The organism is Burkholderia sp. MR1-5-21 (assembly GCF_053427715.1).
Window position 1 is genome coordinate 1 of record NZ_JBSAXD010000036.1, and the last position, 24503, is coordinate 24503.

Genomic DNA, 24503 nt, shown 5'->3' on the forward strand with positions numbered 1-24503 from the left:
TATGCCGGGTGGTGTGGGAGGGGATCGGTCAGACCGTCTGACCGCCCCTATCCCGATTCTGCGTGTGCGATTCGCGCGAACGTGCCGTGCCGTGCCGTGCCGTGCCGTGCCGCTGCATGCTCGCGTCGATGTTCCTCTTGTGGCGATCGCGATCAAGTGCTGTCGATGCGCTACATCCTGCGATTCAGGAACGCGCGTGCAAACAGTCGGCGCGCGCACATCGCGGTGATGCATCTCGTGCGAGTCAGTCCGCCGCCCACTCAACCGCCGTCTGCGCATGCAGCGCAGTCGTATCGAACACCGGCAACGGCGAATCCTCCGGCCCGATCAGCAGCGTGATTTCCGTGCAGCCGAGAATCACGCCCTGCGCGCCTCGTTTCGCGAGCGCTTCGATGATCCGCACATACGTCGCACGCGACGCCGGTTCGACGACACCGTGACACAGCTCGTCGTAGATGATCCGATGCACGTCATCGCGCTCGCGCTCATCCGGCACGAGCACGTCGAGTCCGAACTTCTCGCGCAGCCGGTCCGCATAGAACGGCAGCTCCATCGTATAGCGCGTGCCGAGCAGGCCGACGCGCGTGACGCCCGCGGCGCGCAACGCGTCGCCGGTCGGATCGGCAATGTGCAGGAACGGCAGCGCGACCGCCGCCTCGATCGCGTCGTGCACGCGATGCATCGTGTTGGTCGTGAGGACGACGAGATCCGCACCGGCTGCTTCGAGCTGGCGCGCGGCGGCGGCCATGTGCGCGCCGAGCGCCGGCCAGTCGTGCGCACGCTGCAGCGCTTCGATTTCCGCGAAGTCGACGGTCACCATCACGCTCTTCGCGTTGTGATGTCCGCCGTGCCGCGCCTTCGAATAGCGGTTCAGCAGCCGGTAGTATTCGGCCGACGATTCCCAGCTCATCCCGCCGATCAGTCCGATCGTTTTCATCCGTCACCCTTGCGTTTCGTGTCTTGCGGGGAACGAGTATAGGGGGCCGCGCGCACCCGCGGCGGTACGGTCCGCGCGAAGCGGGCCGGTACGGCGCCGCCGTGTCTGACGGCACGCGGCAGTTGAAACGGGCACTGTGTTTTTGTACAGTATCGGCACCGTGAGCCCAACCGTCATTCCGCCTGCCGATTCGAGCGTGCCGCCAGCGAGCGACGCGCCGCCGCGCGTGCGCAAGATCATTCACTGCGATTGCGACTGCTTCTACGCGTCGGTGGAGATGCGCGACGACCCGTCGTTGCGCGGGCGTCCGCTCGCGGTCGGCGGCCGCCCCGACCAGCGCGGCGTGATTGCGACCTGCAACTACGAGGCGCGGCGCTACGGCGTGCATTCGGCGATGTCGTCGGCGCTCGCGATGCGCAAGTGCCCCGAGCTGCTGATCCTGCCGTCGGCGATGGACAAATACCGTGCGGCGTCGCGCCAGATCATGGCGATCTATCGCGACTACACGGCCGACGTCGAGCCGCTGTCGCTCGACGAGGCGTATCTCGACGTCAGCCGCTCCGAGCGGTGCCAGGGCAGTGCGACGCTGATCGCCCGCGAGATTCGCCAGCGGGTGTTCGAAACGGTCGCCGTGACGGTGTCGGCAGGCGTCGCGCCGAACAAGTTCATCGCGAAGATCGCGTCCGACTGGAACAAGCCCGACGGCCTGTTCGTCGTGCGTCCGCACGAAGTGGACGCGTTCGTCGCGGCGCTGCCGGTGCGCAAGCTGCACGGCGTCGGAAAGGTGACGGCCGCGCGTCTCGACCGGCTCGGCATCCAGACTTGCGCGCAGTTGCGCGAATGGTCGCTGATCGATCTGCATCGCGAATTCGGTGCGTTCGGGCGACGCATGTACGAGCTGTCGCGCGGCATCGACGAGCGGCCCGTGCAGGCCGACCAGGAGCGCAAGTCGGTCAGCGTCGAGACGACCTACGTGACCGACCTGACCACGCTCGATCAATGCGCGGCCGAGATTCGCCGTCTCGTCGTCCAGCTCGATGCGCGGATCGCGCGCGCGGACGCCGCGCGGTCGATCCGCAAGCTGTACGTGAAGATCCGCTTCGCCGATTTCCAGCGTACGACGGTCGAATGCGTCGCCGATGCGACGAATGCGGAAACGGCCGTTGCGCTGCTCGCGAAGGGCTTGATGCGGCGCGCGCAACCCGTGCGATTGCTCGGCGTCGGCGTGCGCATCGACGAAGACACGCCCGAACGCCACGGACAGATCGCACTGTTCGAACCCGAGCCGCCGGCGCGATGAAAAACGGCACCGCGCATGCGGTGCCGTCGTCATCGTTACCGGAATAACGGGCAGGGCGCTCAGTGCGCGGGCGCTTCCATCCCGTTGTGGCGCAGCAGCGCGTCGATCTGCGGTTCGCGGCCGCGGAACGCCTTGAACGAATCCATCGCCGGGCGGCTGCCGCCGACTTCGAGGATCTCGCGGCGATAGCGCGTGCCGGTCTCGGCATCGAGCACGCTGCCGCCGGCCTCGGCGGCTTCCTCGAAGGCCGCGTACGCGTCGGCCGACAGCACTTCCGCCCACTTGTAGCTGTAGTAGCCGGCCGCGTAGCCGCCTGCAAAGATGTGGCTGAACGTGTTCGGCCAGCGCGAGAACGGCGCCTGCGGGATCACGTGATAGCGCTCGTTGATCTCGCGTGCGAACGCGGTCACGCCGACCGCGCCTGCCGGATCGAAATCGACGTGCAGCAGCATGTCGAACATCGAGAACACGATCTGCCGCAGCGTGCCGAGCCCGCTCTGGAAGTTCTTCGCGGCGATCATCTTGTCGAACAGCGCGCGCGGCAGCGTCGCACCCGTGTCGACATGCGACGACATCGACGACAGCACGTCCCATTCCCAGCAGAAGTTCTCCATGAACTGCGACGGCAGCTCGACCGCATCCCATTCGACGCCGTTGATGCCCGACACGCCGAGCTCGTCGACGCGCGTGAGCATGTGGTGCAGGCCGTGACCGAATTCGTGGAACAGCGTGATCACCTCGTCGTGCGTGAAGCACGCGGGCTTGCCGCCGACCGGCGCGGAGAAGTTGCAGGTCAGGTACGCGACCGGCGTCTGCACGGCGCCGCCGCGCTTCGCACGCGAGCGCGCGTCGTCCATCCATGCACCGCCGCGCTTGCCTTCGCGCGCGTACAGGTCGAGATAGAACTGCGCGACGAGCGAGCCGTCACGGTTCTCGACGCGGAAGAAACGTACGTCCTTGTGCCACACGGCAGCGTCGTCCGGCTTGATGTGGACGCCGAACAGCGTTTCGGTGACGGTGAACAGGCCCTTCAGCACGGCCGGTTCCGGGAAATACTGCTTGACCTCGTTTTCCGAGAACGCGTAGCGCTGCTGGCGCAGCTTCTCCGCCGCAAACGCGACGTCCCACGGCGCGAGCTCGGTCAGGCCGAGTTCCTTCGCGGCGAAGGCGCGCAGCTCGTCCCAGTCCGTGTCCGCATGCGGACGCGCGCGCGTCGCGAGATCCTCGAGGAACGCGATGACCTGCTGCGGCGACTCGGCCATCTTCGGCGCGAGCGACACTTCGGCGAAGTTGCGGTAGCCGAGCATCTGCGCTTCTTCGCGGCGCAGCTTCAGCTCGTCGGCGACGATCGCCGTGTTGTCCCAATCCGCATTGCCGCCGCCGTATTGCGGGCCGAGTTCGGACGCGCGGGTCGAGTACGCGCGATAGAGCGTCTCGCGCATCGCGCGGTTGTCCGCGTATTGCAGCACGGGGAAATACGACGGGAAGTGCAGCGTGAATTTCCAGCCGTCCTTGCCGTCCTTCTGCGCGGCTTCGCGGGCGGCCTCGGTTGCGTCGCCGGGCAGCCCGGCGAGCTCGGCTTCGTCCTGCGCGAAGTATGCGTACGCGTTGGTCGCGTCGAGCACGTGGTCGGAGAACGACTTCGACAGCGCGGCCTGCTGCTCCTGCAGCTCGGCGAAGCGCGGCTTCTGGTCTTCGGGCAGCTCGGCGCCCGACAGGCGGAAGTCGCGCAGCGCGTTGTCGAGGATCTTGCGGCGCTCGGCGGACAGCGTCGCGTATTCGGCGCTCGCGGCGATTGCCTTGTATTTGTCGTACAGCGCGAGGTTCTGCCCGACGCTCGACCAGAATTCGGTGACACGCGGCAGGTTCTCGCCGTATGCGGCGCGCAGTTCCGGCGTGTCGGCGACCGCGTTCAGGTGGCCGACGATGCCCCACGCGCGACCAAGCGGCTCCGTCGCGCGTTCGACCGTCTCGACGATATCCGCCCAGGTTGCGGGCGTCGCGGGCGCGCTGGCGGCGTCGACCGCGCGATTGGCGTCGTCGAGCAGCGTGTCGAGCGCGGGCGTCACGTGTTCCGGGCGGATCTCGCCGAAACGGGGCAGGCCGGAGAAATCGAGGAGCGGATTGGTATTGGCGCTTGCGGACATAAGACTCCCTGTCTGTTGCCGGATGAACCGGGGTGATGAGGGTAGGGCGCCGTGGCGCCCGATACCGACATTATTGGGGCGCATCGCACGCTTTCCAATCGTTAGTTTCTAACGGTGCGATTGGGACGGGGTCACATCGAGCCGGCGGACGCTCGGCGGAAGTGCGGCGGAAGTACGGCGGAAGTGCGGCGGAAGTACGGCGGAAGTACGGCGGAAGTACGGCGGAAGTACGGCGGAAGTACGGCGGAAGCGCCGGCGCGCTGACACGCGCCGGCAGGCCGGACGAGGGTCAGGTGGCCGCTGCGGCGCGCTCGGCGGCTTCGATCGTGTTGATCAGCAGCATCGTGATGGTCATCGGGCCGACGCCGCCCGGCACCGGCGTGATGTGGCCGGCGACTTCCTTCACGCCGGCGAAATCGACGTCGCCGCACAGCTTGCCGGCGTCGTCGCGGTTCATGCCGACGTCGATCACGGTCGCGCCCGGCTTCACCATGTCGGCGGTCAGGATGTTGCGCTTGCCGACCGCGGCGACGACGACGTCGGCCTGCCGCGTGTGCGCGGCGAGGTCGCGCGTCTTGCTGTGGCAGACGGTCACGGTCGCGCCCGCTTCGAGCAGCAGCATCGCCATCGGCTTGCCGACGATGTTCGAGCGGCCGATCACGACCGCGTTCGCGCCTTGCAGCGGGATGTCGTGCGCCTCGAACATCTTCATCACGCCGTACGGCGTGCACGGGCGGAACAGCGGCTTGCCGGTCATCAGCGCGCCTGCGTTCGCGACGTGGAAGCCGTCGACGTCCTTCTCCGGCGCGATCGCCTCGATCACCTTGTGGCTGTCGATGTGCTTCGGCAGCGGCAGCTGGACGAGGATCCCATGGATCTTCGGGTCGCGGTTCAGCTCGTCGATGCGCGCGAGTAGGTCCGCCTCGGACAGCGACGCCGGGTAGCGATCCTTCACCGAGAAGAAGCCGTTGTCCTCGCACGCCTTGATCTTGTTGCGCACATAGACTTCGCTGGCCGGATTGTCGCCGACGAGGATCACCGCGAGGCCGGGCTGGTGGCCGCGTGCGGTCAGTGCGGCGGCGCGTTCGGCGGCCTGGGCGCGCAAGGTCTTCGAAAGGGCGTTGCCGTCGATGAGGAGGGCTGTCATGGTGGTGGGTTCTGCAGGGAAGTTGGAATGCGGGCGTGCGGCGCATCGGGTTGCGCCGCAGCAAAGCACGGAATTATACCGTCCGCCTGCCATCGTCCGACAGCGATTGCGCGGGATGCGTCATCGTCGACACGCAGGGGCGCCGGCGCCGGAACGAACCGCCGCCGCGCCGGCGGCTTGAAAGCGCCGCCGCCGCGCGCTCGGGCCACATCGCGCGGGGCGGGGCGTGGCGCGGACCCGGCAGGCGCCGGGCCGCGCAGGAAGTTACGCCTGCTTCTTCGACAGCGCGAGGCGCAGCAGGTCGGCCACCGTGTTGACGTTGAGCTTTTCCATGATGTTCGCGCGGTGCGCTTCGACCGTCTTGATGCTGATGCCGAGATCGTCGGCGATCTGCTTGTTCAGGCGGCCCGCGATGATCCGCTCGAGCACCTGCTGCTCGCGGGCGGTCAGCTTCGACAGGCGCTCGCTCGCCGCACGCTGTTCCTGGACGCTCTTGCTTTCGCTTCGGGCCTTGTCGAGCATCCGCTCGACGAGCTTGCGCAGCTCCGCCTCGTCGAACGGCTTCTCGATAAAGTCCATCGCACCCTTTTTCATCGTCGACACGGCCATCGGCACGTCGCCGTGACCGGTAACGAAGATGATCGGCAGCGCGGCGTTGTCGGCGATCAGGCGCTCCTGCAGTTCGAGGCCGCTCATCCCGGACATCCGCACGTCTAGGATCAGGCACGCGATCTGGCCGGCCTGCTGACCTGGCTGATACGCATCGAGGAACTGCTCGGCGCTCGAGAAGCACTGCACGCGATAGCCGTTCGCCTCCAGCAGCCAACGCAGCGAGTCCCGTACGGCCTCGTCGTCGTCGACGACGAAGACGGTTTCCTGAGTGGTGGTGACAGGGCTATTCATAGTTCTCCCGTAACGGTATGTGATGCCGATACCTCGGACCCCCCTTGGCCGAGATCAGCGGGTTCCCCAATGGGCAGGCTGCAGTGGAACGTCGCGCCGGAGATGCGGCCATCCGGCTCGACGTTGTTCACCACCCACAGACGCCCGCGATGCGATTCGATGATCGAGCGGCAGATGTTCAGCCCCATGCCCATGCCGTCGGACTTGGTGCTGTAGAACGGCTCGAACAGGCGCTCGGCGGTCGCTTCGTCGACGCCCGGGCCCTGATCGATCACGCGGATGTCGACGAAACCCGCCTCGATATCGGCGACGACGCGGATCACGCCGTCGGCCGACGCCGGCTTCACGTCCGCCATTGCTTCGGCGGCGTTCTTCATCAGGTTCACGAGCACCTGCTCGATGAGCACGGGGTCGACATAAATAATAGGCATTCTTGCGAGGATTTCCGTGACGATCCGGATCCTGCGCTTCCTGGCCTCGATTTCGGCGAGCCCGACCGCGTCGGCGACGATGTCCGCGACGCGCGCCGGCTGGCGCTTCGGCTCGCTGCGCTTCACGAATTCGCGGATCCGCTTGACGATCATCCCCGCGCGCAGCGCTTGCTGCGCGGTCTTCTCGAGCGCCGGCGCGAGCGTCTCGTTGGTCGCGCGGCCGCTCTTCACGAGCGCGAGCGTGCCCGAGCAGTAGTTGTTGATCGCCGCGAGCGGCTGGTTCAATTCGTGTGCAATCGACGACGCCATTTCGCCCATCGTCATCAATCGGCTCGTGAACTGCAGCTTCTCTTCCTGCTGGTGCGCGAGCTCCTGCGCCTTCTTGCGGGTCGTGATGTCGGTCGCGATCTGCATCTGCGCGAGGTGGCCGTCGACCCACTGGATGTACTGGCGGCGCACCTCGAACCACTTCTGGATGCTCTCGACATAGACTTCCTGCGCGTCCGCGGTGCTGCTCGTCAGCGCGGCGGCGGGCAGGCCCGCGAACGTGTCGACCATGTCGATCGAGTCGGACGACGCCTGCGCGCGGTCGAACCCGCCGCCCGACAGTTCGAGGTGGCCGTCCGGGCGAATCCCGAACAGGTGGCGGTAGTAGCGGTTCGCGAACAGCAGCTCGGCTTCGTCCGCCGCGAGCACCGACACCGCGGCGTCGAGGCTCTCGAGGACCGTCGTGAAGCGTTCGTGCGCGGCGGCGAGCTCCTCGCGCGCGCGCTTTGGCTCGGTGATGTCGGTCATCGACGACATCCAGCCGGTCTGGCGGCCCGAGCTGTCGATCAGCGGCGACACGTACAGGCGCGCATGGAACAGTGTGCCGTTCTTGCGCCGCACGCGCAGCTCGAAGCCCGAGCTCGGCGCCTTGCCGCGCAGCGTCATGTCGAGCTGCCGCTGCATTTCCGGGTACGCGTCGCGCGGCCAGTACGGGAACGGTGCGACCTTGCCGACGAGGTCGCTCTCGTCCCAGCCGGTCATCCGGCAGAACGCGGGGTTCACGTGCGTGATGCGGCCGTGCATGTCGAGCACGCGCATGCCGATCAGCACCGAGTTCTCCATCGCGCGGCGGAAGAACGCCTCCGCGTACAGCGCCTGCTGCGCCTCGAAGCGCTGGCGCGTGTGCTTCCACAGGCTCCAGAGGCTCCACAGCACGAAGCAGGACAGCCCCGCGACGAGCCAGACGAGCGTATTGTTGGTCAGGTTGGTGAGCTGCGGGAACGCGTAGACGCGTACGGTCAGGCCTTGGCCGGGCGGGTCGAGCGGCAGGTCGTAGTGTGAGTCGCGCGGCAGGCGCGGGCGCGACGACGTCGACGACAATTCGCGGTTGTTCGCGTCGGTGATCGAGATCTTGTATTTCGACGACAGCTCGGCCGGGATGTCGTGCTTCAGGATGCCCTCGACCGAGAACACGGCGGCGATCGAGCCGAGGTATTCGCGGTCGCCGCGCATCACGGGCGTCTGCAGCGTGATGTAGCCGTTGCCGAAGTCGTCGTAGATCAGCGGCGAGTAGGCCTGGCGGCGCGAGTTGCGCGCGTCGTCGTATGCGCCGCGCACCGCGTCCTGCATCTGCGCGTCGTTCGGCTTCGCGAGCCGCTGGCCGAGCAGCGGCGGATGCACGGTCGGCCAGCGCTGCGTGCCGGGGGCCGTGTACCAGTTCAGGTAGAGGATCTCGGGATGCGTCTGCATCACGTCCGCGACCGCCATCTGGAACGCATTCTGGTCGAGGCGGCCGGACGCCAGGTCACGGGAGAGGGCCTGCAGCTGCTCCTGCGCGCCCGTCATCGACAGGCGGATCTGCTGCTGCGCCCACGCGACGTTGCGGAACAGCGTGTCTTCCTGCTGCTGCTGCTCGCGGCGGTTGAGGCTCCAGAGAATGAGGCTCATCACCACGAGGAAGACGAGGATCGACAGCAGCGGTGTCAGCAAATAGGAATTGGACCACCACGGTCCGTGGTGCCAACGGGACGGCTGCGACTCCGCCGGCGGGCCCGACGGTCGCGCCGAGCGTGCGAAAAGCCGATCGGTCAACATGGCAGGATTGTAGCGCAGCGCAATTGATGGAAAACCTATACCGGATATGTTGAACGGAAACGGATTTACCGCGCGATCACGCGCCTGAGCGCCCCGAAGCAAGGGTGCGGCGCAGCAATATTCCGCATTACGAGAAAAGATCTCATAATTCGAAAATTTTGTTGCGCGTGGTGGTGCGCGATCATTACAATCCGCTGGAGCTTGCCCGCAGCCGGTCGCGCCGCGTCGTCTGCATGAAGAGCGATCCTCACATTTCCGGACCAGGAGACGAGAATGTCCGCTGTACCTAACGAAGTGATGAAGTATGTCGCCGCCGAGCGTGACGACGATCCGCAGGAAACCGTTGAATGGCTCGAGGCGCTCGACGGCGTGATCTCCTCCGTCGGCACCGGCCGCGCGCACTACCTGATCGAAAAGCAGATCGAATTCGCACGCACGCGCGGCGAGCATCTGCCGTTCTCCGCGAACACCCCGTACATCAACACGATTCCGGTCGAAGCCCAGGCGAAGATCCCGGGCGACCAGGAAATCGAGCACAAGATTCGTTCGTATACGCGCTGGAACGCGCTCGCGATGGTGCTGCGCGCCGGCAAGGACACCAACGTCGGCGGCCACATCGCGTCGTTCGCATCGGCCGCGACGCTCTACGACGTCGGCTACAACCACTTCTGGCACGCGCCGTCCGAGAACCACGGCGGCGACCTCGTGTTCGTGCAGGGCCACTCGTCGCCGGGCGTATATTCGCGCGCGTTCCTGCTCGGCCGCCTGACGGAAAACCAGCTCGACAACTTCCGCCAGGAAGTCGGCGGCAACGGCATCTCGTCGTACCCGCACCCGTGGCTGATGCCGGACTTCTGGCAGTTCCCGACCGTGTCGATGGGCCTTGGCCCGATCATGGCGATCTACCAGGCCCGCTTCATGAAGTACATCGAAGCGCGCGGCATCGCGAAGACGCAGGGCCGCAAGGTCTGGGCGTTCCTCGGCGACGGCGAGACGGACGAGCCGGAATCGCTCGGCGCGATCGGCATGGCGAGCCGCGAGAAGCTCGACAACCTCGTGTTCGTGATCAACTGCAACCTGCAGCGTCTCGACGGCCCGGTGCGCGGCAACGGCAAGATCATCCAGGAACTCGAATCGGAATTCCGCGGCGCCGGCTGGAACGTGATCAAGGTGATCTGGGGCAGCCGCTGGGATGCGCTGTTCGCGCGCGACAAGTCGGGCGCGCTGATGCGCCGCATGATGGAAGTCGTCGACGGCGAGTACCAGACGTACAAGTCGGAATCGGGCGCGTTCGTGCGTGAGCACTTCTTCAACACGCCGGAACTGAAGGCGCTCGTCGCGGACTGGTCCGACGACGACATCTGGGCGCTGAACCGCGGCGGCCACGATCCGCACAAGATCTACGCGGCGTTCCACGAGGCCAGCAACACGAAGGGCGCACCGACCGTCATCCTCGCGAAGACCATCAAGGGCTACGGGATGGGCGAGTCGGGCCAGGCGATGAACATCACGCACCAGCAGAAGAAGCTGCCGGTCGAGCAACTGAAGAAGTTCCGCGACCAGTTCCGCCTGCCGATCACGGACGAGCAGATCGCCGACGTGCCGTATCTGACGTTCGAAGAAGGCTCGAAGGAACTCGAATACATGCGCAAGCAGCGCATGGACCTCGGCGGCTACCTGCCACAGCGCCGCGAGAAGGCGACGTCGCTGCCGGTGCCGGCGCTCGACGCGTTCGAGCCGCTGCTGAAGGGCACGGGCGAAGGCCGCGAGATCTCGACGACGATGGCGTTCGTGCGGATCCTGAACATCCTGCTGAAGGACAAGGCGCTCGGCAAGCGCGTCGTGCCGATCGTCCCGGACGAGTCGCGCACGTTCGGCATGGAAGGCCTGTTCCGCCAGATCGGCATCTGGAACCAGGAAGGCCAGAAGTACGTGCCGGAAGATTCCGACCAGCTGATGTTCTACAAGGAATCGGAAACCGGCCAGATCCTGCAGGAAGGCATCAACGAAGCGGGCGGCATGTGCGACTGGATCGCGGCGGCGACGTCGTACTCGACGCACGGCGAGATCATGGTGCCGTTCTACATCTTCTACTCGATGTTCGGCTTCCAGCGGATCGGCGACCTCGCATGGGCGGCGGGCGACATGCGCTCGCGCGGCTTCCTGCTGGGCGGCACCGCGGGCCGCACGACGCTGAACGGCGAAGGCCTGCAGCACGAGGACGGCCACTCGCTCCTGTGGGCGGCGTCGGTGCCGAACTGCGTGAGCTACGACCCGACCTTCGGCTACGAACTCGCGGTGATCATCCAGGACGGCCTGCGCCGCATGGTGCAGGACCAGGAAGACGTGTACTACTACATCACGGTGATGAACGAGAACTACGAGCACCCGGCGATCCCGCAGGGCGAGCACGTGGCGGCCGACATCATCAAGGGCATGTACGCGTTCAGCAAGGCCGACGCCGACAAGAAGGCGCCGCGCGTGCAGCTGCTCGGCGCGGGCACGATCTTCAACGAAGTGATCGCCGCCGCCGACATGCTGAAGAACGAGTGGGGCGTCGCGGCCGATCTGTGGAGCGTGCCGAGCTTCACCGAGCTCGCGCGCGAAGGCCATGAAGTCGAACGCTGGAACCTGCTCCATCCGACCGAAGAGCGCCGTCTGTCGCACGTGCAGAAGTGCCTGAAGGACACGCAGGGTCCGATCGTCGCATCGACCGACTACGTGCGCGCGCTGGTCGACCAGATCCGCGGCCAGATCGATCGCCGCTTCGTCGTGCTGGGCACCGACGGCTACGGCCGCTCGGACACCCGCGCGAATCTGCGTCACTTCTTCGAGGTGGACCGCTACTGGGTCACGGTCGCGGCGCTCAACGCGCTCGCGGACGAAGGCACGATCGACCGCAAGGTCGTCGCCGATGCGATCGCGAAGTACAACCTCGATCCGTCCAAGCCCAACCCGATGACGGTTTAACGCACACGCGCCGTATGACGCCGCGCGCCGCTTCCGGGAGGGGCGCGCGCGGCTCTGGAGACACAAAAAGATGAGTCAAGCGATCGAAGTGAAGGTGCCGGATATCGGCGATTACAAGGACGTGCCCGTCATCGAAGTGCTCGTGAAGGCGGGCGACACGGTCGAGCCCGAGCAGTCGCTCGTGACGCTCGAATCGGACAAGGCGACGATGGACGTGCCGAGCCCGTCGGCGGGCACGGTCAAGGAAGTGAAGGTGAAGGTCGGCGATTCGGTGTCGGAAGGCTCGCTGATCATCCTGCTCGAAGGCGGCGCCGTGGCGCAGCCGAACGGCGCGGCCGCGCCGGCCGCAGCGCCAGTCGCCGCACCGGCGGCTGCAGCGCCCGCAGCGGCGCCGGCGGCAGCACCGGCAGCGGCAGGCGGCACGCTCGAAGTGAAGGTGCCGGACATCGGCGACTACAAGGACGTGCCGGTGATCGAGATCGGCGTGAAGGTCGGCGACGCGGTCGAGAAGGAACAGTCGCTCGTCACGCTCGAGTCGGACAAGGCGACGATGGACGTGCCGAGCCCGGCCGCCGGCGTCGTGAAGGGCATCTTGGTGAAGGTCGGTGACGCAGTGTCCGAAGGGACGCTGATCGTGCTGCTCGAGGCCGCCGGTGCATCTGCCGCCGCCGCGCCGCAGGCAAGCGCACCGGCGCCCGCAGCCGCTCCGGCCCCGGCCGCCGCGGCGCCCGCGCCGCAGGCTGCGCCGGCTCCGGCCGTCGCAAGCGCACCCGCACCGGCCGCCGCGCCGGCTGGCGAATACCGCGCGAGCCACGCATCGCCGTCCGTGCGCAAGTTCGCGCGCGAACTCGGCGTCGACGTCGCGCGCGTCGCCGGCAGCGGTCCGAAGGGCCGCATCACGAAGGAAGACGTCACGAACTTCGTGAAGGGCGTGATGACGGGCCAGCGTGCGGCACCGGCCGCAGCAGCCGCGCCGGCAGGCGGCGGCGAGCTGAACCTGCTGCCGTGGCCGAAGGTCGACTTCGCGAAGTTCGGCCCGTTCGAGGCGAAGCCGCTGTCGCGGATCAAGAAGATCTCGGGCGCGAACCTGCATCGCAACTGGGTGATGATCCCGCACGTCACGAACAACGACGAAGCGGACATCACCGATCTCGAGGCGCTGCGCGTGCATCTGAACAAGGAGCACGAAAAGGCAGGCGTGAAGTTCACGATGCTTGCGTTCGTGATCAAGGCGGTCGTGTCGGCGCTGAAGAAGTTCCCGACCTTCAACGCGAGCCTCGACGGCGACAACCTCGTGTTCAAGCAGTACTACCACATCGGTTTTGCCGCCGACACGCCGAACGGCCTCGTCGTACCGGTGATCCGCGATGCGGACAAGAAGGGGCTCGTCGACATCGCGAAGGAAATGAGCGATCTGTCGAAGGCCGCGCGCGACGGCAAGCTGAAGCCGGACCAGATGCAGGGCGGCTGCTTCTCGATCTCGTCGCTCGGCGGGATCGGCGGCACGAACTTCACGCCGATCATCAATGCGCCGGAAGTCGCGATCCTCGGCCTGTCGCGCGGCCAGATGAAGCCGGTGTGGGACGGCAAGCAGTTCGTGCCGCGCCTTACGCTGCCGCTGTCGCTGTCGTATGACCATCGCGTGATCGATGGCGCGGAAGCCGCGCGGTTCAATGCGTATCTGGGCGCGATCCTCGGCGACTTCCGTCGAGTGATTCTTTGATGAGCGGGGAGTCTCGCGGGGGCGTGGGTTTTTTGTCGGTTATCCACGCTTCATCGTTGAACTTGCTTTCTTAACGGTCTGCTAGCGTCGCCCCTGCGCGGGGCGGCGGTCACTTTTCTTTGTCTTCCAAAGAAAAGTAACCAAAAGAAAGGCGCGTCCTTGGGCGGACGGCAAAGGTGGTCCTGCCCAAGCCCCCGTTCTCCAGTCAGGCCGTAGTTCTCCCGCGAAGGCTTCCTCCTCTGTCTGCAGCTAATCAAGAAGGGGACAGTAATGAGTCTCATCGAAGTCAAGGTTCCGGATATCGGCGATTTCAGCGGCGTCGATGTCATCGAAGTCAATGTCCAGCCGGGCGACGTGATCGAAAAAGAGCAGACGCTCATCACGCTCGAGTCGGACAAGGCATCCATGGAAGTGCCGAGCGACGTCGCCGGCACGGTCAAGGAAATCAAGGTCAAGGCCGGCGACAAGGTGTCGCAAGGCACGGTGATCGCGCTCGTCGAAGCAGCGGCGGGCGCAGCCGCACCCGCAAAGGCCGCCGAACCGGCCAAGCCCGCAGCACCGGCCGCCGCGCCCGCAGCCGCACCGGCTCCGGCGCCGCAAGCAGGCAGCTATGGCGGCTCCGCTGACATCGAGTGCGACATGCTCGTGCTCGGCGCCGGCCCCGGCGGGTACTCGGCCGCGTTCCGCGCAGCCGATCTCGGCATGAAGACGGTGCTCGTCGAGCGCTACCCGACGCTCGGCGGCGTGTGCCTGAACGTTGGTTGCATTCCGTCGAAGGCGCTGCTGCACACCGCGCTCGTCGTCGAAGAAGCGGAAGCGCTCGCCGCGCACGGCATCACGTTCGGCAAGCCCGAAGTCAACCTCGACAAGCTGCGCGACTTCAAGTCCGGCGTCGTCAAGAAGCTGACGACGGGTCTCGCCGGCATGGCGAAGGCGCGCAAGGTCGAAGTCGTGACGGGCGTCGGCACGTTCGTCGATCCGTATCACATGGAAGTGCAGGGCGAAGGCGGCAAGAAGGTCGTCAGGTTCAAGCAGGCGATCATCGCGGCGGGCTCGCAATCGGTGAAGCTGCCGTTCCTGCCGGATGACCCGCGCATCGTCGATTCGACCGGCGCGCTGGAACTGCGCCAGCAGCCGAAGCGCATGCTCGTGATCGGCGGCGGCATCATCGGCCTCGAAATGGCGACGGTCTACGCGACGCTCGGCGCCGAGATCGACGTCGTCGAAATGCTCGACGTGCTGATGAACGGCGCGGACCGCGACCTCGTCAAGGTCTGGGAAAAGTACAACGCGAAGCGCTTCGGCAACGTGATGCTGAAGACCAAGACGGTCGGTGCGCAAGCGCAGGAAGACGGCATCTACGTGACGTTCGAGGGCGAGAAGGCGCCGGCGGAGCCGCAGCGCTACGACCTCGTGCTGGTCGCGGTCGGCCGCAGCCCGAACGGCAAGAAGATCGGCGCGGACAAGGCAGGCGTGGCGGTGACGGACCGCGGCTTCATCGACGTCGACAAGCAGATGCGCACGAACGTCCCGCACATCTTCGCGATCGGCGATATCGTCGGGCAGCCGATGCTCGCGCACAAGGCCGTGCACGAAGGCCACGTCGCGGCCGAAGCGGCGCACGGCGAAAAGGCCTGCTTCGACGCGCTGCAGATCCCGTCGGTGGCCTACACCGATCCTGAAGTCGCGTGGGCCGGCAAGACCGAAGAGCAGTGCAAGGCCGAAGGCATCAAGTACGGCAAGGCGGTGTTCCCGTGGGCCGCCTCGGGCCGCGCGATCGCGAACGGCCGTGACGAGGGCTTCACGAAGCTGATCTTCGACGAGGAAACCCATCGCGTGATCGGCGGCGGCATCGTCGGCCTGAACGCGGGCGACCTGATCAGCGAAGTGTGCCTGGCCGTCGAGATGGGCGCGGACGCGGAAGACATCGGCAAGACGATCCATCCGCACCCGACGCTCGGTGAATCGGTCGGGATGGCAGCCGAGCTGTATGAAGGCGTCTGCACGGACCTGCCGCCGCAGCGCAAGAAGTAATACGCGCAGCCATGCCGCCGGCGCTGTGCGCCGGCCATGCAAAAACGGCGCTTCCCCGGAATGGGGAGGCGCCGTTTTTTTGTTGCGTTGATACGGACTGCACGCGCCAGGCGCCATTCAGGTGGCGTCGGCGGGGCGGCCGGTTCCGGGGCGACTACGAGAGGGCCGGATCAGCCGGGCCGATTGGACCGGCGAGCTCCGGTGGTCGCATCGACCCTGCCCCGGAAAAAGAAAAGCCGCGCTGGGCGCGGCTTTTCCGGAACGCGTGAAACGCTTTTACGCAGGCTTACGCCGGCTTGTTCGCACGGCGCGAAGCCGCTGCGCTGGCAGCCTTCGTCGCGACGGCGGCGGCGGCGTTGAAGTTCGTCTCGGCGATCTCGACCGCTTGCTTCGCAGCCTTCTGCACCGTTTCGTACGTCGTGTTCGCGGCGTTCAGCGCCGACTTCAGCGCGGCAACAGCCGTTTCCGAACCGGCCGGGGCGTTCTTCGCGACGTTGTCGACGAGGGCCTGGACCTTCTTGTTCTGCTCTTCGAATTGCGCTTCGGCAACCTTCGCGAACTCGGCTTGCGTAGCCGACGCGATTTCATACACGTGACGGCCGTATGCCAGCGCCTTTTCCGCGACCGGCTGCGTGAGGCTCGCCTGCAGCGCGATCAGTTCCTGCGCGTCCTTCACCGACAGCAGGCGCTGCGCGTTTTCTTGCGATTCCGCGAGCGACGACTTCACGACTTGCAGGTTGAGTTCGATCAGCTTTTCGACGCCTTCGAATGCCTTGGTCGTCAGACCGAACAGGCTTTCGAGGTTGGCTTTCTGTGCGGCGGCGATTTGCTCGGGGGTCAGCAAGGACATGTCAAGCTCCTGAAAAACGATCGCGATGATCGCAAGGATAATGGGCACTACACTGGGGAACCTCGGTTGCGCGTGCTTTGTGCAACGCAGCAATGGAAGCTATTTTAGGGCAGAAGAAGCCGATGTCAAGCATTTTTTGTGCATCGCACAATGCTGACAATTTATCGACAAAACAACGAGTTATCTGTCGGTTTCGGAAACGGTTTCACGCGCCGTCTCCCACATGGTGCGCACACTCGGCGGGCACGCGCGGCGCACCAGGATCACGCGCTGGTAAACCTGACAGGGGGGTGGAACGTTGTCCTCTTGTTCTTGTCGAAAAGCGCGCCGTTTCGATGCGCGCTGCGGCGACGTGCCTCGCCGCGGCCCAGGACACGCGCCGCTTGGCCTGCCGAGCGCCGGGTACGTAGTTTCCCCGCTTTAAAACGCCCTCAAAGTGACGTTATCTCAATTAACCGAGAGGTAATCGGGAGGCGAGCACTGTGAGGCTGTGCACCCGTCATGATTTTTTTCGATGGGAGCGGGGGTGTCGATCGATTGCGTTTTCGACGACACTTACAATCCGGTTTAAAGACGATCGGTAAGTGCCTAATATTGCTTATTTTTTCAGCCTTAACTACACTTGCGGAAACTCCCGCCGCTTTGTCCAGACCCCAATGAAAGCCGATTCGTTTTCACCGCGCAGAATGTTGCAGAGCATAACGCTCGGCACAGCGGTGTCGGTCGCCGTCGCCTTGCTGGCGGCCACTGCCACCGTTGCGCCCGCTGATGCCTTTGCTGCAACTGCGAAGACCCACCAAGCCGCCAAGAAGAAAGCGACTGCTTCGTCCGCGAAGAAGTCGGTGAAATCGGCGTCCGCCACCGCCGACGCACCGGGTGCGAAGGCGACGCGCAAGCGCATGACGCTCGCCGCGAACATGCACGGCCACCACGGCGCCGTGCGCCGCGTTGCGTTCCAGCCGCGCCAGCCGTCGGTTGGCCAGGCGTTCGGCCTGCACGACACGCCGGATGCGCTCGCGCTGCGCTCGAGCGTCGCGTATGTCGTCGACCAGAACACCAGCGAGCCGCTGTTCGACAAGAATTCGCACGCAGTCGTGCCGATCGCGTCGATTACGAAGCTGATGACGTCGATGGTCGTGCTCGACTCGAAGCTGCCGCTGACCGACCAGATCGAAGTCACCGACGAAGACCGCGACTACGAGAAGGGCACGGGTTCGCGCCTGTCGGTCGGCTCGGTGCTGTCGCGCGACGACATGCTTCACATCGCGCTGATGGCGTCCGAGAACCGCGCGGCGGCGGCGCTGTCGCGCTACTACCCGGGTGGCCGTCCGGCGTTCATCGCGGCGATGAACGCGAAGGCGAAGGCGCTCGGCATGACCGACACGCACTTCGAGAACTCGACCGGGCTGTCGAGCCAGAACGTATCGAGCGCGCGCGATCTCGTGAAGATGGTCGACGCGGCGTACCAGTACCCGCTGATCCGCAAGTTCTCGACCGACCGCAGCTACGAGGTGAACACGGGCAAGCGGAACCTGGCCTACAACAGCACGAACGCGCTGATCCGCGGCAATGGCTCGTGGGACATCGGCCTGCAGAAGACCGGCTTCATCAACGAAGCGGGCGAGTGCCTCGTGATGCAGGCGACGATCCATGGCCGTCCGATGGTGATCGTGCTGCTGGACTCGTACGGCAAGTATTCGCGCTTCGCCGATGCGGCGCGGCTGCGCAACTGGCTCGACGCCGGCGGCGCCGAGCGCCTGACGGCATCCAACGCGCCGAACGGCGGTACCTGATCGTGCTTCCGGCGGCGTGTCGGCGCCGCTGCACCGAAGCCAGCAAAAAGCCCCGCTCGATTGCGGGGCTTTTTTTGTTCGGCGGATCGTGCGGCGGCCGCTCAGGCCTGCCGTTGCAGGCCTTCCACGCTCTTCCCGTTCTCGGGCCGGTAGCCGAGCGATTCCGAAATGGTCAGTGCGGTGCGGCTCAGCTGGCCGAGCCACGCGTCCTGCAGCCGATCGGCCGGTGCCGACAGCGACAGGCCCGCGACGAGCTTGCCCGAGTCGTCGTAGATGCCTGCCGCAATGCAGCGCACGCCCAGTTCGAGTTCCTCGTTGTCGCGCGCGCACGATTGTTGCCGGACGATCGTCAGCTCGCGCTCGAGCTTCGCGATGTCGGTGATGCTGTTCTGCGTGTGGCCCGCAAGCCCGGTGCGCGTCGCGTACGCGCGCACCCGCGACGTTTCGTCGGCCGCGAGGAACAGCTTGCCGACCGACGTCAGGTGCAGCGGCGCACGGCCGCCGATCGCGCGCACGACCTGCATCCCGGAACGCTCCGAATACGCGCGCTCGATATAGACGATCTCGTCGCCCTGGCGCACCGACAGGTTCACCGTCTGGCCGGTGAGGCGGTGCAACTCGCGCATCGGCATCAGCGCCGCGTCGCGTACCGACAGGCGCGCCTTCACCAGGTTGCCGAGCTCGAGCAGCCGCATGCCCAGCCGGTACGTGCCCGGATCGGAGCGGTCGACGAGACGGCAGGTCACCATGTCGTTGAGGATGCGATGCGCGGTCGACGGGTGCAACTCGGTACGCTGCGCGAGCTCCTTCAGGCTGACAGGGTCGGTGTGCTCGGCGAGGGCGTCGAGCAACCGCATCATGCGTTCGATCACCTGGATCGACGTTTTGGAATCCGGGGTCGGGTTGGTCATGTCGGGAATCGGTTGATGCGTCAAACGCTGTTGCGCCGATTGTATCTCGTATCGTGAAAAAAGCGAACGGCGTTCGAGGAAGTCCTCGTTTCCGCTGCGGGCGGGTCGCATCGTGCGGCGGCGTTGGTCTTGCCGGGCAAACGGCGGATAATGAGAGCCGTTTTCTCGAAGGAGCGCATATGCGAGTCGGTTTGTTCGTGACCTGTCTGGTCGATCTGATGCGTCCCGAGATCGGTTTTTCCGCGCTCAAGCTGATCCAGGGCGCCGGCTTCGAGGTGATCGTGCCGCCGGCGCAGACCTGCTGCGGCCAGCCGGCCTACAACTCGGGCGACCGCGCGCTCGCGCGGGACCTCGCCGAGAAGACGCTGCGCGAGTTCGAGCAGTTCGACTATGTGGTCGCGCCGTCGGGTTCGTGCGGCGGGATGATCCGCACGCATTACGGCGACCTGTTTCGCGACGACCCCGAACTGATGGGGCGTTTCGCACGGTTCCAGCAAAAGGTCTACGAATTGACTGACTTCCTCGTGAATGTCGCGAAGGTGACGCTCGAGCCGGGCGAATTCGCGGGCCCGGTCACGTACCACGACGCGTGCTCGGGGCTGCGCGAGCTGGGGGTGAAGGCCCAGCCGCGCGCGCTGCTCGCGCAGCGTGGCGTCGCGGTCACCGAGATGAAGGATTGCGAGCACTGCTGCGGCTTCGGCGGCACGTTCGCGGTGAAGTACGGCGATATTTCGACGGCGATCGCCGACGAGAAGTGCGCGAACGTGCGTGCGTCGGGTGCCGGCGCCGTCGTGCTCGGCGATCTCGGCTGCATGCTGAACATCGAAGGGCGGTTGCGTCGCACGGGCGACCGCGATACGCGCGTGCTGCACGTCGCGCAGGTGCTGGCGGGCGACGTCTGACGCCCGGTTCCGCTCACTTTCCCCCGATACCGCGATGCAAGTCCAATCGATGCATTTCAAGGCGCGCGCCGGCCAGAAGCTCGCCGACCAGCGCCTGCAGCAGAACCTGAAGAAACTGTCGACGAAGTTCGTGTCGGCACGCGCCGACGCGATCACGCAGATCGACTTCCCGGCGACGCGCGCGGCGCTGAAGGCGCGCCGCAACCGTGCGCTCGAGAATCTCGACGTCTGGCTCGAGGCGTTCGAGCGCGAGGCGGCGCGGCGCGGCACGACGGTGCTGTACGCACAGACGACCGCCGACGCCGCTCGGCTCGTCGCCGACATCGCGCGCCGTCACGACGTGAAGAAGGTCATCAAGACCAAGTCGATGGTGTCCGAGGAAATGCGCCTGAACGAGGTGCTCGGCGAGATGGGCGTGCAGTCGATCGAGACGGACCTCGGCGAATACATCCTGCAGATCAACGACAACGAGCCGCCGAGCCACATCATCGCGCCCGTCGTGCACAAGGACAAGGACGAGATTGCCGACCTGTTTGCGCGCACCCACCACCGCGAGCGGCTGACGGAGATTCCCGACCTGACGCGCGAGGCGCGCGAAATGCTGCGTCCGCAATTCCTGTCGGCCGACATGGGTGTGACCGGCGGCAACTTCGTGATCGCCGAGACGGGTTCGGTCGTGCTCGTGACGAACGAGGGCAACGAGGGCATGTGCACGGTGATGCCGCGCGTGCACGTCGCGGTGACGGGCATCGAGAAGGTGCTGCCGACGCTCGAGGATCTCGCGACCGCGATGCGCCTGCTGCCGCGCTCGGCAACCGGCCAGAAAACGTCGAACTATTTCTCGCTGCTGACGGGCCCCCGCCAGCGGGGCGACGAGGATGGCCCCGAGCACAACTACGTGGTGCTCGTCGACGGTGGCCGCACGGGCCTGATCGGCGGCGAATTCCAGGAGATGCTGCGCTGCATCCGGTGCGGCGCCTGCATGAACCACTGCCCCGTGTACCAGAAGGTCGGCGGCCACGCATACGGCTGGGTCTACCCGGGGCCGATGGGCTCGGTGCTGACGCCGAGCTACGTCGGGCTCGACCGCGCGCTCGACCTGCCGCAGGCGGCGACGCTGTGCGGCGAGTGCGACAGCGTGTGCCCGGTCGGCATCCCGCTGTCGCACCTGCTGCGCACGCTGCGCGAAAAGCAGGTCGAGCGGCATCTGCGGCCGTGGCGCGAGCGGGCAGGGCTCGCCGTGTGGGGCTTCGTTGCGCGCCGGCCGATGCTGTACGCGCTGACGACGAAACTCGCGGTGCGCATCCTCGAACGGCTGGGCGGCGACGGCGGCATGCTGCGGCGTCTGCCGATGATGGGCGGCTGGATGGATACGCGCGACATGCCGGTGCCGACCGGGCGCACGTTCCGCGAGCTGTACGCGGCGTCCCGCAGCCACCTCGGCTGAACACACACGACTGTTCATCCGGCCGCAACACTGCGTTCGCTATTTACGTATTTATCTCGATAGGTGCGGTCTATAGAATCCAGCCTGTAGTCCCCGGAAGAGGGTTTCGGGGCGTCAGGTCAAGGAGGTCGCATCATGAAAAGGACAATATCGATGTACTGGCCGTTGGCGATCGTCGTGCCGCTCGCGGCTGTCGCGTATCTGCATGCCGTCGGCGGCGCGTCGTCGCGTGGCCCGCTCGAGGCGCATCAGGCTTCGGCCGAGCTGGCGCGCACCGTGTCGTTCGGTCTCGTGGGCGAGACGGTGAAGTCGCTGCCCGCGGCGTCGGGCGACGTTGCGCTGGCCGCGCCGAAGGCGCTTTGACGCAGTTCGCCGTCGCGTGGCGCGGCGGCGCGAATCCGCGTGCCTTTGTATAATGGCGCGTTCTTTCCACGCGCGGTCCGCCGCGGCTTTCCGGTAGTGCGATGACCCGCGTAGCGATCTGTTTCGTCTGTCTCGGCAACATCTGCCGTTCTCCCACGGCGGAAGGGGTGATGCGCCATCAGGTGCACGCCGCCGGGCTGTCGGACCACGTCGACGTCGATTCGGCGGGCACCGGCGACTGGCACGTCGGCGAGCCGCCCGACACGCGGGCGCAGGCGGCGGCAAGCGCCCGCGGCTACGACCTGTCGGCGCTGCGCGCGCGGCAGGTCAGTGCCGCGGATTTCGAGCGCTTCGATCTGCTGCTCGCGATGGACGAGGCCAATCTTGCCGAATTGCGCCGGCGCTGCCCGTCGCAGCACCGCGACAAGGTGCGGCTGCTGATGGAATTCGCGCCGGGTGCGCCGGAAACCGAGGTCGCCGACCCTTATTTCGGCGGCGCACGGGGCTTCGAGCGCGTGCTCGACCAGTGCGAGGATGCCTGCCGCGGCCTTCTGGATACGCTGCGCGAGCGCGTGTCTCGCTGACTTCCGAAGCGGATTTGTTAACTGCTTTGCGAATACCCTGTTAAAGACAGGGATACTTGACTAAAATCGTCAAATATTTATACTTGACCAAAATCGTCAAGATTGCGGTCCCCTAACACCATGAGACTCACCACGAAAGGTCGTTTCGCCGTCACGGCGATGATTGACTTGGCACTGCGCCAGGAGCAGGGCCCGGTGACGCTTGCAGGCATCAGCCAGCGCCAGCGGATTTCGCTCTCGTACCTCGAACAGCTGTTCGGCAAGCTGCGCAGACATGAAATCGTCGAATCCGTGCGCGGCCCGGGCGGCGGCTACAACCTCGCGCGTCGCGCGCAGGACGTCACCGTTGCCGACATCATCATCGCGGTCGACGAACCGCTCGATGCCACGCAGTGCGGCGGCAAGGGCACGTGCGACGGCTCGAAGCAGCTCGACGGCCACTGCATGACGCACGAGCTGTGGGCAACCCTCAATCAGAAGATGGTCGAATACCTCGATTCGGTGTCGCTGCAGGATCTCGTCGATCAGCAGCGCACGCGCGAAGGCGCGCCCGCGGTGCTGCGCGACCGGCGCGCGCCGGAGCCCGTCGCCGCGCCGGCCGAGCCGATGCGCACGATGCCGCTCGGTCCGAATTCGGTGTTCAACATCGCCAGTTCGTGAGCGCCGACGCGGCCCGCCGACACCCTACAACGCATAGTCCCTGCACAGAATACCCGGAGCGACAGATGACCCAAGAGACTCTCCACCTGCCCATCTACATGGATTACAGCGCGACGACGCCGGTCGACCCGCGCGTGGTCGACAAGATGGTGCCGTACCTGCGCGAGCAGTTCGGCAATCCGGCGTCGCGCAGCCATGCGTACGGCTGGGATGCGGAACGTGCGGTCGAGGAGGCGCGCGAGCAGGTGGCGGCGCTCGTGAACGCCGATCCGCGCGAAATCATCTGGACGTCGGGCGCGACCGAGTCGGACAACCTCGCGATCAAGGGCGCTGCCAATTTCTACCAGGGCAAGGGCAAGCACATCATCACGGTGAAGACCGAGCACAAGGCCGTGCTCGACACCTGCCGCGAGCTCGAGCGCGACGGCTTCGAGGTCACCTATCTGGACGTGAAGGACAACGGTCTGGTCGACCTCGACGTGCTCAAGGCCGCGCTGCGCCCCGACACGATCCTCGTGTCGGTGATGCACGTGAACAACGAGATCGGCGTGATCCAGGACATCGCGACGATCGGCGAGATCTGCCGCGAGAAGGGCATCATCTTCCACGTGGACGCCGCACAGTCGACCGGCAAGGTCGAGATCGACCTCGCGAAGCTGAAGGTCGACCTGATGTCGTTCTCCGCGCACAAGACGTACGGCCCGAAGGGCATCGGTGCGCTGTACGTGCGCCGCAAGCCGCGCGTGCGCATCGAAGCGCAGATGCACGGCGGCGGCCACGAGCGCGGGATGCGCTCGGGCACGCTGGCGACGCACCAGATTGTCGGCATGGGCGAAGCATTCCGCATCGCCAGGGAAGAAATGGCGACCGAGAACGAGCGGATCCGCATGCTGCGCGACAAGCTGCTGCGCGGCCTGTCGCAGATCGAGGAAACGTACGTGAACGGCGACATGGAGCACCGGATCCCGCACAACCTGAACATCAGCTTCAACTTCGTCGAAGGCGAGTCGCTGATCATGGCGATCAAGGACGTCGCGGTGTCGTCGGGCTCCGCGTGCACGTCGGCGTCGCTGGAGCCGTCGTACGTGCTGCGTGCGCTCGGTCGCAACGACGAGCTCGCGCACAGCTCGATCCGCTTCACGGTCGGCCGCTTCACGACGGAGCAGGAGGTGGACTACGTGATCAATCTGCTGAACGGCAAGATCGCGAAGCTGCGCGAACTGTCGCCGCTTTGGGAAATGCACCAGGAAGGCATCGATCTGTCGACGATCGAATGGGCCGCGCACTAAACACATTCGCGGGCGGATTGGCGCACGCAG

Annotated in this window: 18 protein-coding genes and 1 pseudogene; 12 read left to right on the plus strand and 7 right to left on the minus strand. The window is 65.9% G+C overall.

Annotated elements, in window-relative coordinates; genetic code table 11:
• Positions 1-244: 244 nt before the first annotated feature.
• Positions 245-937: an aspartate/glutamate racemase family protein gene (locus ACV229_RS33865; protein ID WP_448087445.1), complete on the minus strand. Its 693-nt coding sequence runs from the start codon at positions 935-937 to the stop codon at positions 245-247.
• Positions 938-1073: 136 nt separating this feature from the next.
• Between ACV229_RS33865 and dinB the strand changes: the two genes are divergently transcribed.
• Positions 1074-2237, plus strand: a complete 1164-nt coding sequence (dinB, locus tag ACV229_RS33870) for a DNA polymerase IV (protein ID WP_448087446.1) — start codon at positions 1074-1076, stop codon at positions 2235-2237.
• Between the two features lie 59 nt (positions 2238-2296).
• Here the strand turns inward: dinB and ACV229_RS33875 are convergent, their stop codons facing one another.
• The 4 genes from ACV229_RS33875 to fixL all read right to left on the minus strand — a co-directional run bounded on the left by ACV229_RS33875 (position 2297) and on the right by fixL (position 8947).
• Complete coding sequence (locus tag ACV229_RS33875; RefSeq protein ID WP_448087447.1) at positions 2297-4384, minus strand: M3 family metallopeptidase; 2088 nt, start codon at positions 4382-4384, stop codon at positions 2297-2299.
• Between the two features lie 289 nt (positions 4385-4673).
• Positions 4674-5531 carry a bifunctional methylenetetrahydrofolate dehydrogenase/methenyltetrahydrofolate cyclohydrolase FolD gene (gene folD / locus ACV229_RS33880; protein ID WP_448087448.1) on the minus strand — a complete coding sequence of 286 codons (858 nt, stop codon included), beginning with the start codon at positions 5529-5531 and terminating at the stop codon, positions 4674-4676.
• A gap of 264 nt (positions 5532-5795) precedes the next feature.
• The gene (gene fixJ, locus ACV229_RS33885) at positions 5796-6434 is read right to left on the minus strand and encodes an oxygen response regulator transcription factor FixJ (protein WP_448075931.1); all 639 of its coding nucleotides are present in this window, start codon (positions 6432-6434) and stop codon (positions 5796-5798) included.
• Entirely contained in the window at positions 6431-8947 is a 2517-nt protein-coding gene (fixL, locus tag ACV229_RS33890; RefSeq protein WP_448087449.1) for an oxygen sensor histidine kinase FixL, read from the minus strand. The genes fixJ and fixL overlap by 4 nt, the downstream gene beginning before the upstream one ends.
• Between fixL and ACV229_RS33895 the strand changes: the two are divergent.
• The 4 genes and pseudogenes from ACV229_RS33895 to lpdA form a co-directional block, all read left to right on the plus strand.
• Positions 8867-9084: pseudogene (locus ACV229_RS33895) on the plus strand (hypothetical protein); the annotation flags it as partial. The gene fixL and the pseudogene ACV229_RS33895 sit on opposite strands and share 81 nt — an antisense overlap.
• 136 nt (positions 9085-9220) lie before the next feature.
• Positions 9221-11917, plus strand: a complete 2697-nt coding sequence (gene aceE / locus ACV229_RS33900) for a pyruvate dehydrogenase (acetyl-transferring), homodimeric type (RefSeq protein WP_448087450.1) — start codon at positions 9221-9223, stop codon at positions 11915-11917.
• Positions 11918-11987: 70 nt separating this feature from the next.
• A complete protein-coding gene (gene aceF / locus ACV229_RS33905) occupies positions 11988-13640 on the plus strand; it encodes a dihydrolipoyllysine-residue acetyltransferase (protein ID WP_448087451.1) in 1653 nt (550 codons plus the stop codon).
• A 270-nt stretch (positions 13641-13910) separates the two neighbouring features.
• Positions 13911-15674 (plus strand): dihydrolipoyl dehydrogenase, encoded by a 1764-nt coding sequence (gene lpdA, locus ACV229_RS33910; protein ID WP_448087452.1) that lies wholly within the window; start codon positions 13911-13913, stop codon positions 15672-15674.
• Between the two features lie 286 nt (positions 15675-15960).
• Here lpdA and ACV229_RS33915 read toward each other — a convergent pair whose 3' ends face one another.
• Positions 15961-16524 (minus strand): phasin family protein, encoded by a 564-nt coding sequence (locus ACV229_RS33915; RefSeq protein WP_448087453.1) that lies wholly within the window; start codon positions 16522-16524, stop codon positions 15961-15963.
• Positions 16525-17180: 656 nt separating this feature from the next.
• On the opposite strand from ACV229_RS33915, the gene pbpG reads away from it, so the two are divergent.
• Positions 17181-18317: a D-alanyl-D-alanine endopeptidase gene (gene pbpG, locus ACV229_RS33920; RefSeq protein ID WP_448087454.1), complete on the plus strand. Its 1137-nt coding sequence runs from the start codon at positions 17181-17183 to the stop codon at positions 18315-18317.
• Positions 18318-18418: 101 nt separating this feature from the next.
• On the opposite strand, the gene ACV229_RS33925 is transcribed toward pbpG, so the two are convergent.
• Positions 18419-19228: an IclR family transcriptional regulator gene (locus ACV229_RS33925; RefSeq protein ID WP_448087455.1), complete on the minus strand. Its 810-nt coding sequence runs from the start codon at positions 19226-19228 to the stop codon at positions 18419-18421.
• A gap of 179 nt (positions 19229-19407) precedes the next feature.
• Here ACV229_RS33925 and ACV229_RS33930 point away from each other — a divergent pair, with 179 nt between their 5' ends.
• From ACV229_RS33930 to ACV229_RS33955, 6 genes are all read left to right on the plus strand, one after another.
• On the plus strand, positions 19408-20130 hold the full coding sequence (locus ACV229_RS33930; RefSeq protein ID WP_448087456.1) for a (Fe-S)-binding protein: 723 nt from the start codon (positions 19408-19410) through the stop codon (positions 20128-20130).
• Positions 20131-20164: 34 nt separating this feature from the next.
• A complete protein-coding gene (locus ACV229_RS33935) occupies positions 20165-21577 on the plus strand; it encodes a lactate utilization protein B (RefSeq protein WP_448087457.1) in 1413 nt (470 codons plus the stop codon).
• 135 nt (positions 21578-21712) lie between these two features.
• Positions 21713-21940 carry a hypothetical protein gene (locus tag ACV229_RS33940; protein WP_448087458.1) on the plus strand — a complete coding sequence of 76 codons (228 nt, stop codon included), beginning with the start codon at positions 21713-21715 and terminating at the stop codon, positions 21938-21940.
• A 101-nt stretch (positions 21941-22041) separates the two neighbouring features.
• Complete coding sequence (locus tag ACV229_RS33945) at positions 22042-22524, plus strand: low molecular weight protein-tyrosine-phosphatase (protein WP_448087459.1); 483 nt, start codon at positions 22042-22044, stop codon at positions 22522-22524.
• Positions 22525-22644: 120 nt separating this feature from the next.
• Positions 22645-23184 carry a Fe-S cluster assembly transcriptional regulator IscR gene (gene iscR, locus ACV229_RS33950; protein WP_448087460.1) on the plus strand — a complete coding sequence of 180 codons (540 nt, stop codon included), beginning with the start codon at positions 22645-22647 and terminating at the stop codon, positions 23182-23184.
• A gap of 65 nt (positions 23185-23249) precedes the next feature.
• Positions 23250-24473 (plus strand): IscS subfamily cysteine desulfurase, encoded by a 1224-nt coding sequence (locus ACV229_RS33955; protein ID WP_448087461.1) that lies wholly within the window; start codon positions 23250-23252, stop codon positions 24471-24473.
• The last annotated feature ends 30 nt before the right edge of the window (positions 24474-24503 follow it).

Coding starts and splice junctions, on each gene's coding strand:
- iscR (WP_448087460.1), top strand. CDS start 22,645: ATGAGACTCACCACGAAAGGTCGTTTCGCCGTCACGGCGATGATTGAC.
- ACV229_RS33955 (WP_448087461.1), top strand. CDS start 23,250: ATGACCCAAGAGACTCTCCACCTGCCCATCTACATGGATTACAGCGCG.
- aceF (WP_448087451.1), top strand. CDS start 11,988: ATGAGTCAAGCGATCGAAGTGAAGGTGCCGGATATCGGCGATTACAAG.
- fixL (WP_448087449.1), bottom strand. CDS start 8,947: ATGTTGACCGATCGGCTTTTCGCACGCTCGGCGCGACCGTCGGGCCCG.
- lpdA (WP_448087452.1), top strand. CDS start 13,911: ATGAGTCTCATCGAAGTCAAGGTTCCGGATATCGGCGATTTCAGCGGC.
- ACV229_RS33945 (WP_448087459.1), top strand. CDS start 22,042: ATGACCCGCGTAGCGATCTGTTTCGTCTGTCTCGGCAACATCTGCCGT.
- ACV229_RS33865 (WP_448087445.1), bottom strand. CDS start 937: ATGAAAACGATCGGACTGATCGGCGGGATGAGCTGGGAATCGTCGGCC.
- ACV229_RS33940 (WP_448087458.1), top strand. CDS start 21,713: ATGAAAAGGACAATATCGATGTACTGGCCGTTGGCGATCGTCGTGCCG.
- folD (WP_448087448.1), bottom strand. CDS start 5,531: ATGACAGCCCTCCTCATCGACGGCAACGCCCTTTCGAAGACCTTGCGC.
- aceE (WP_448087450.1), top strand. CDS start 9,221: ATGTCCGCTGTACCTAACGAAGTGATGAAGTATGTCGCCGCCGAGCGT.
- ACV229_RS33935 (WP_448087457.1), top strand. CDS start 20,165: ATGCAAGTCCAATCGATGCATTTCAAGGCGCGCGCCGGCCAGAAGCTC.
- fixJ (WP_448075931.1), bottom strand. CDS start 6,434: ATGAATAGCCCTGTCACCACCACTCAGGAAACCGTCTTCGTCGTCGAC.
- ACV229_RS33915 (WP_448087453.1), bottom strand. CDS start 16,524: ATGTCCTTGCTGACCCCCGAGCAAATCGCCGCCGCACAGAAAGCCAAC.
- ACV229_RS33875 (WP_448087447.1), bottom strand. CDS start 4,384: ATGTCCGCAAGCGCCAATACCAATCCGCTCCTCGATTTCTCCGGCCTG.
- ACV229_RS33930 (WP_448087456.1), top strand. CDS start 19,408: ATGCGAGTCGGTTTGTTCGTGACCTGTCTGGTCGATCTGATGCGTCCC.
- ACV229_RS33925 (WP_448087455.1), bottom strand. CDS start 19,228: ATGACCAACCCGACCCCGGATTCCAAAACGTCGATCCAGGTGATCGAA.
- pbpG (WP_448087454.1), top strand. CDS start 17,181: ATGAAAGCCGATTCGTTTTCACCGCGCAGAATGTTGCAGAGCATAACG.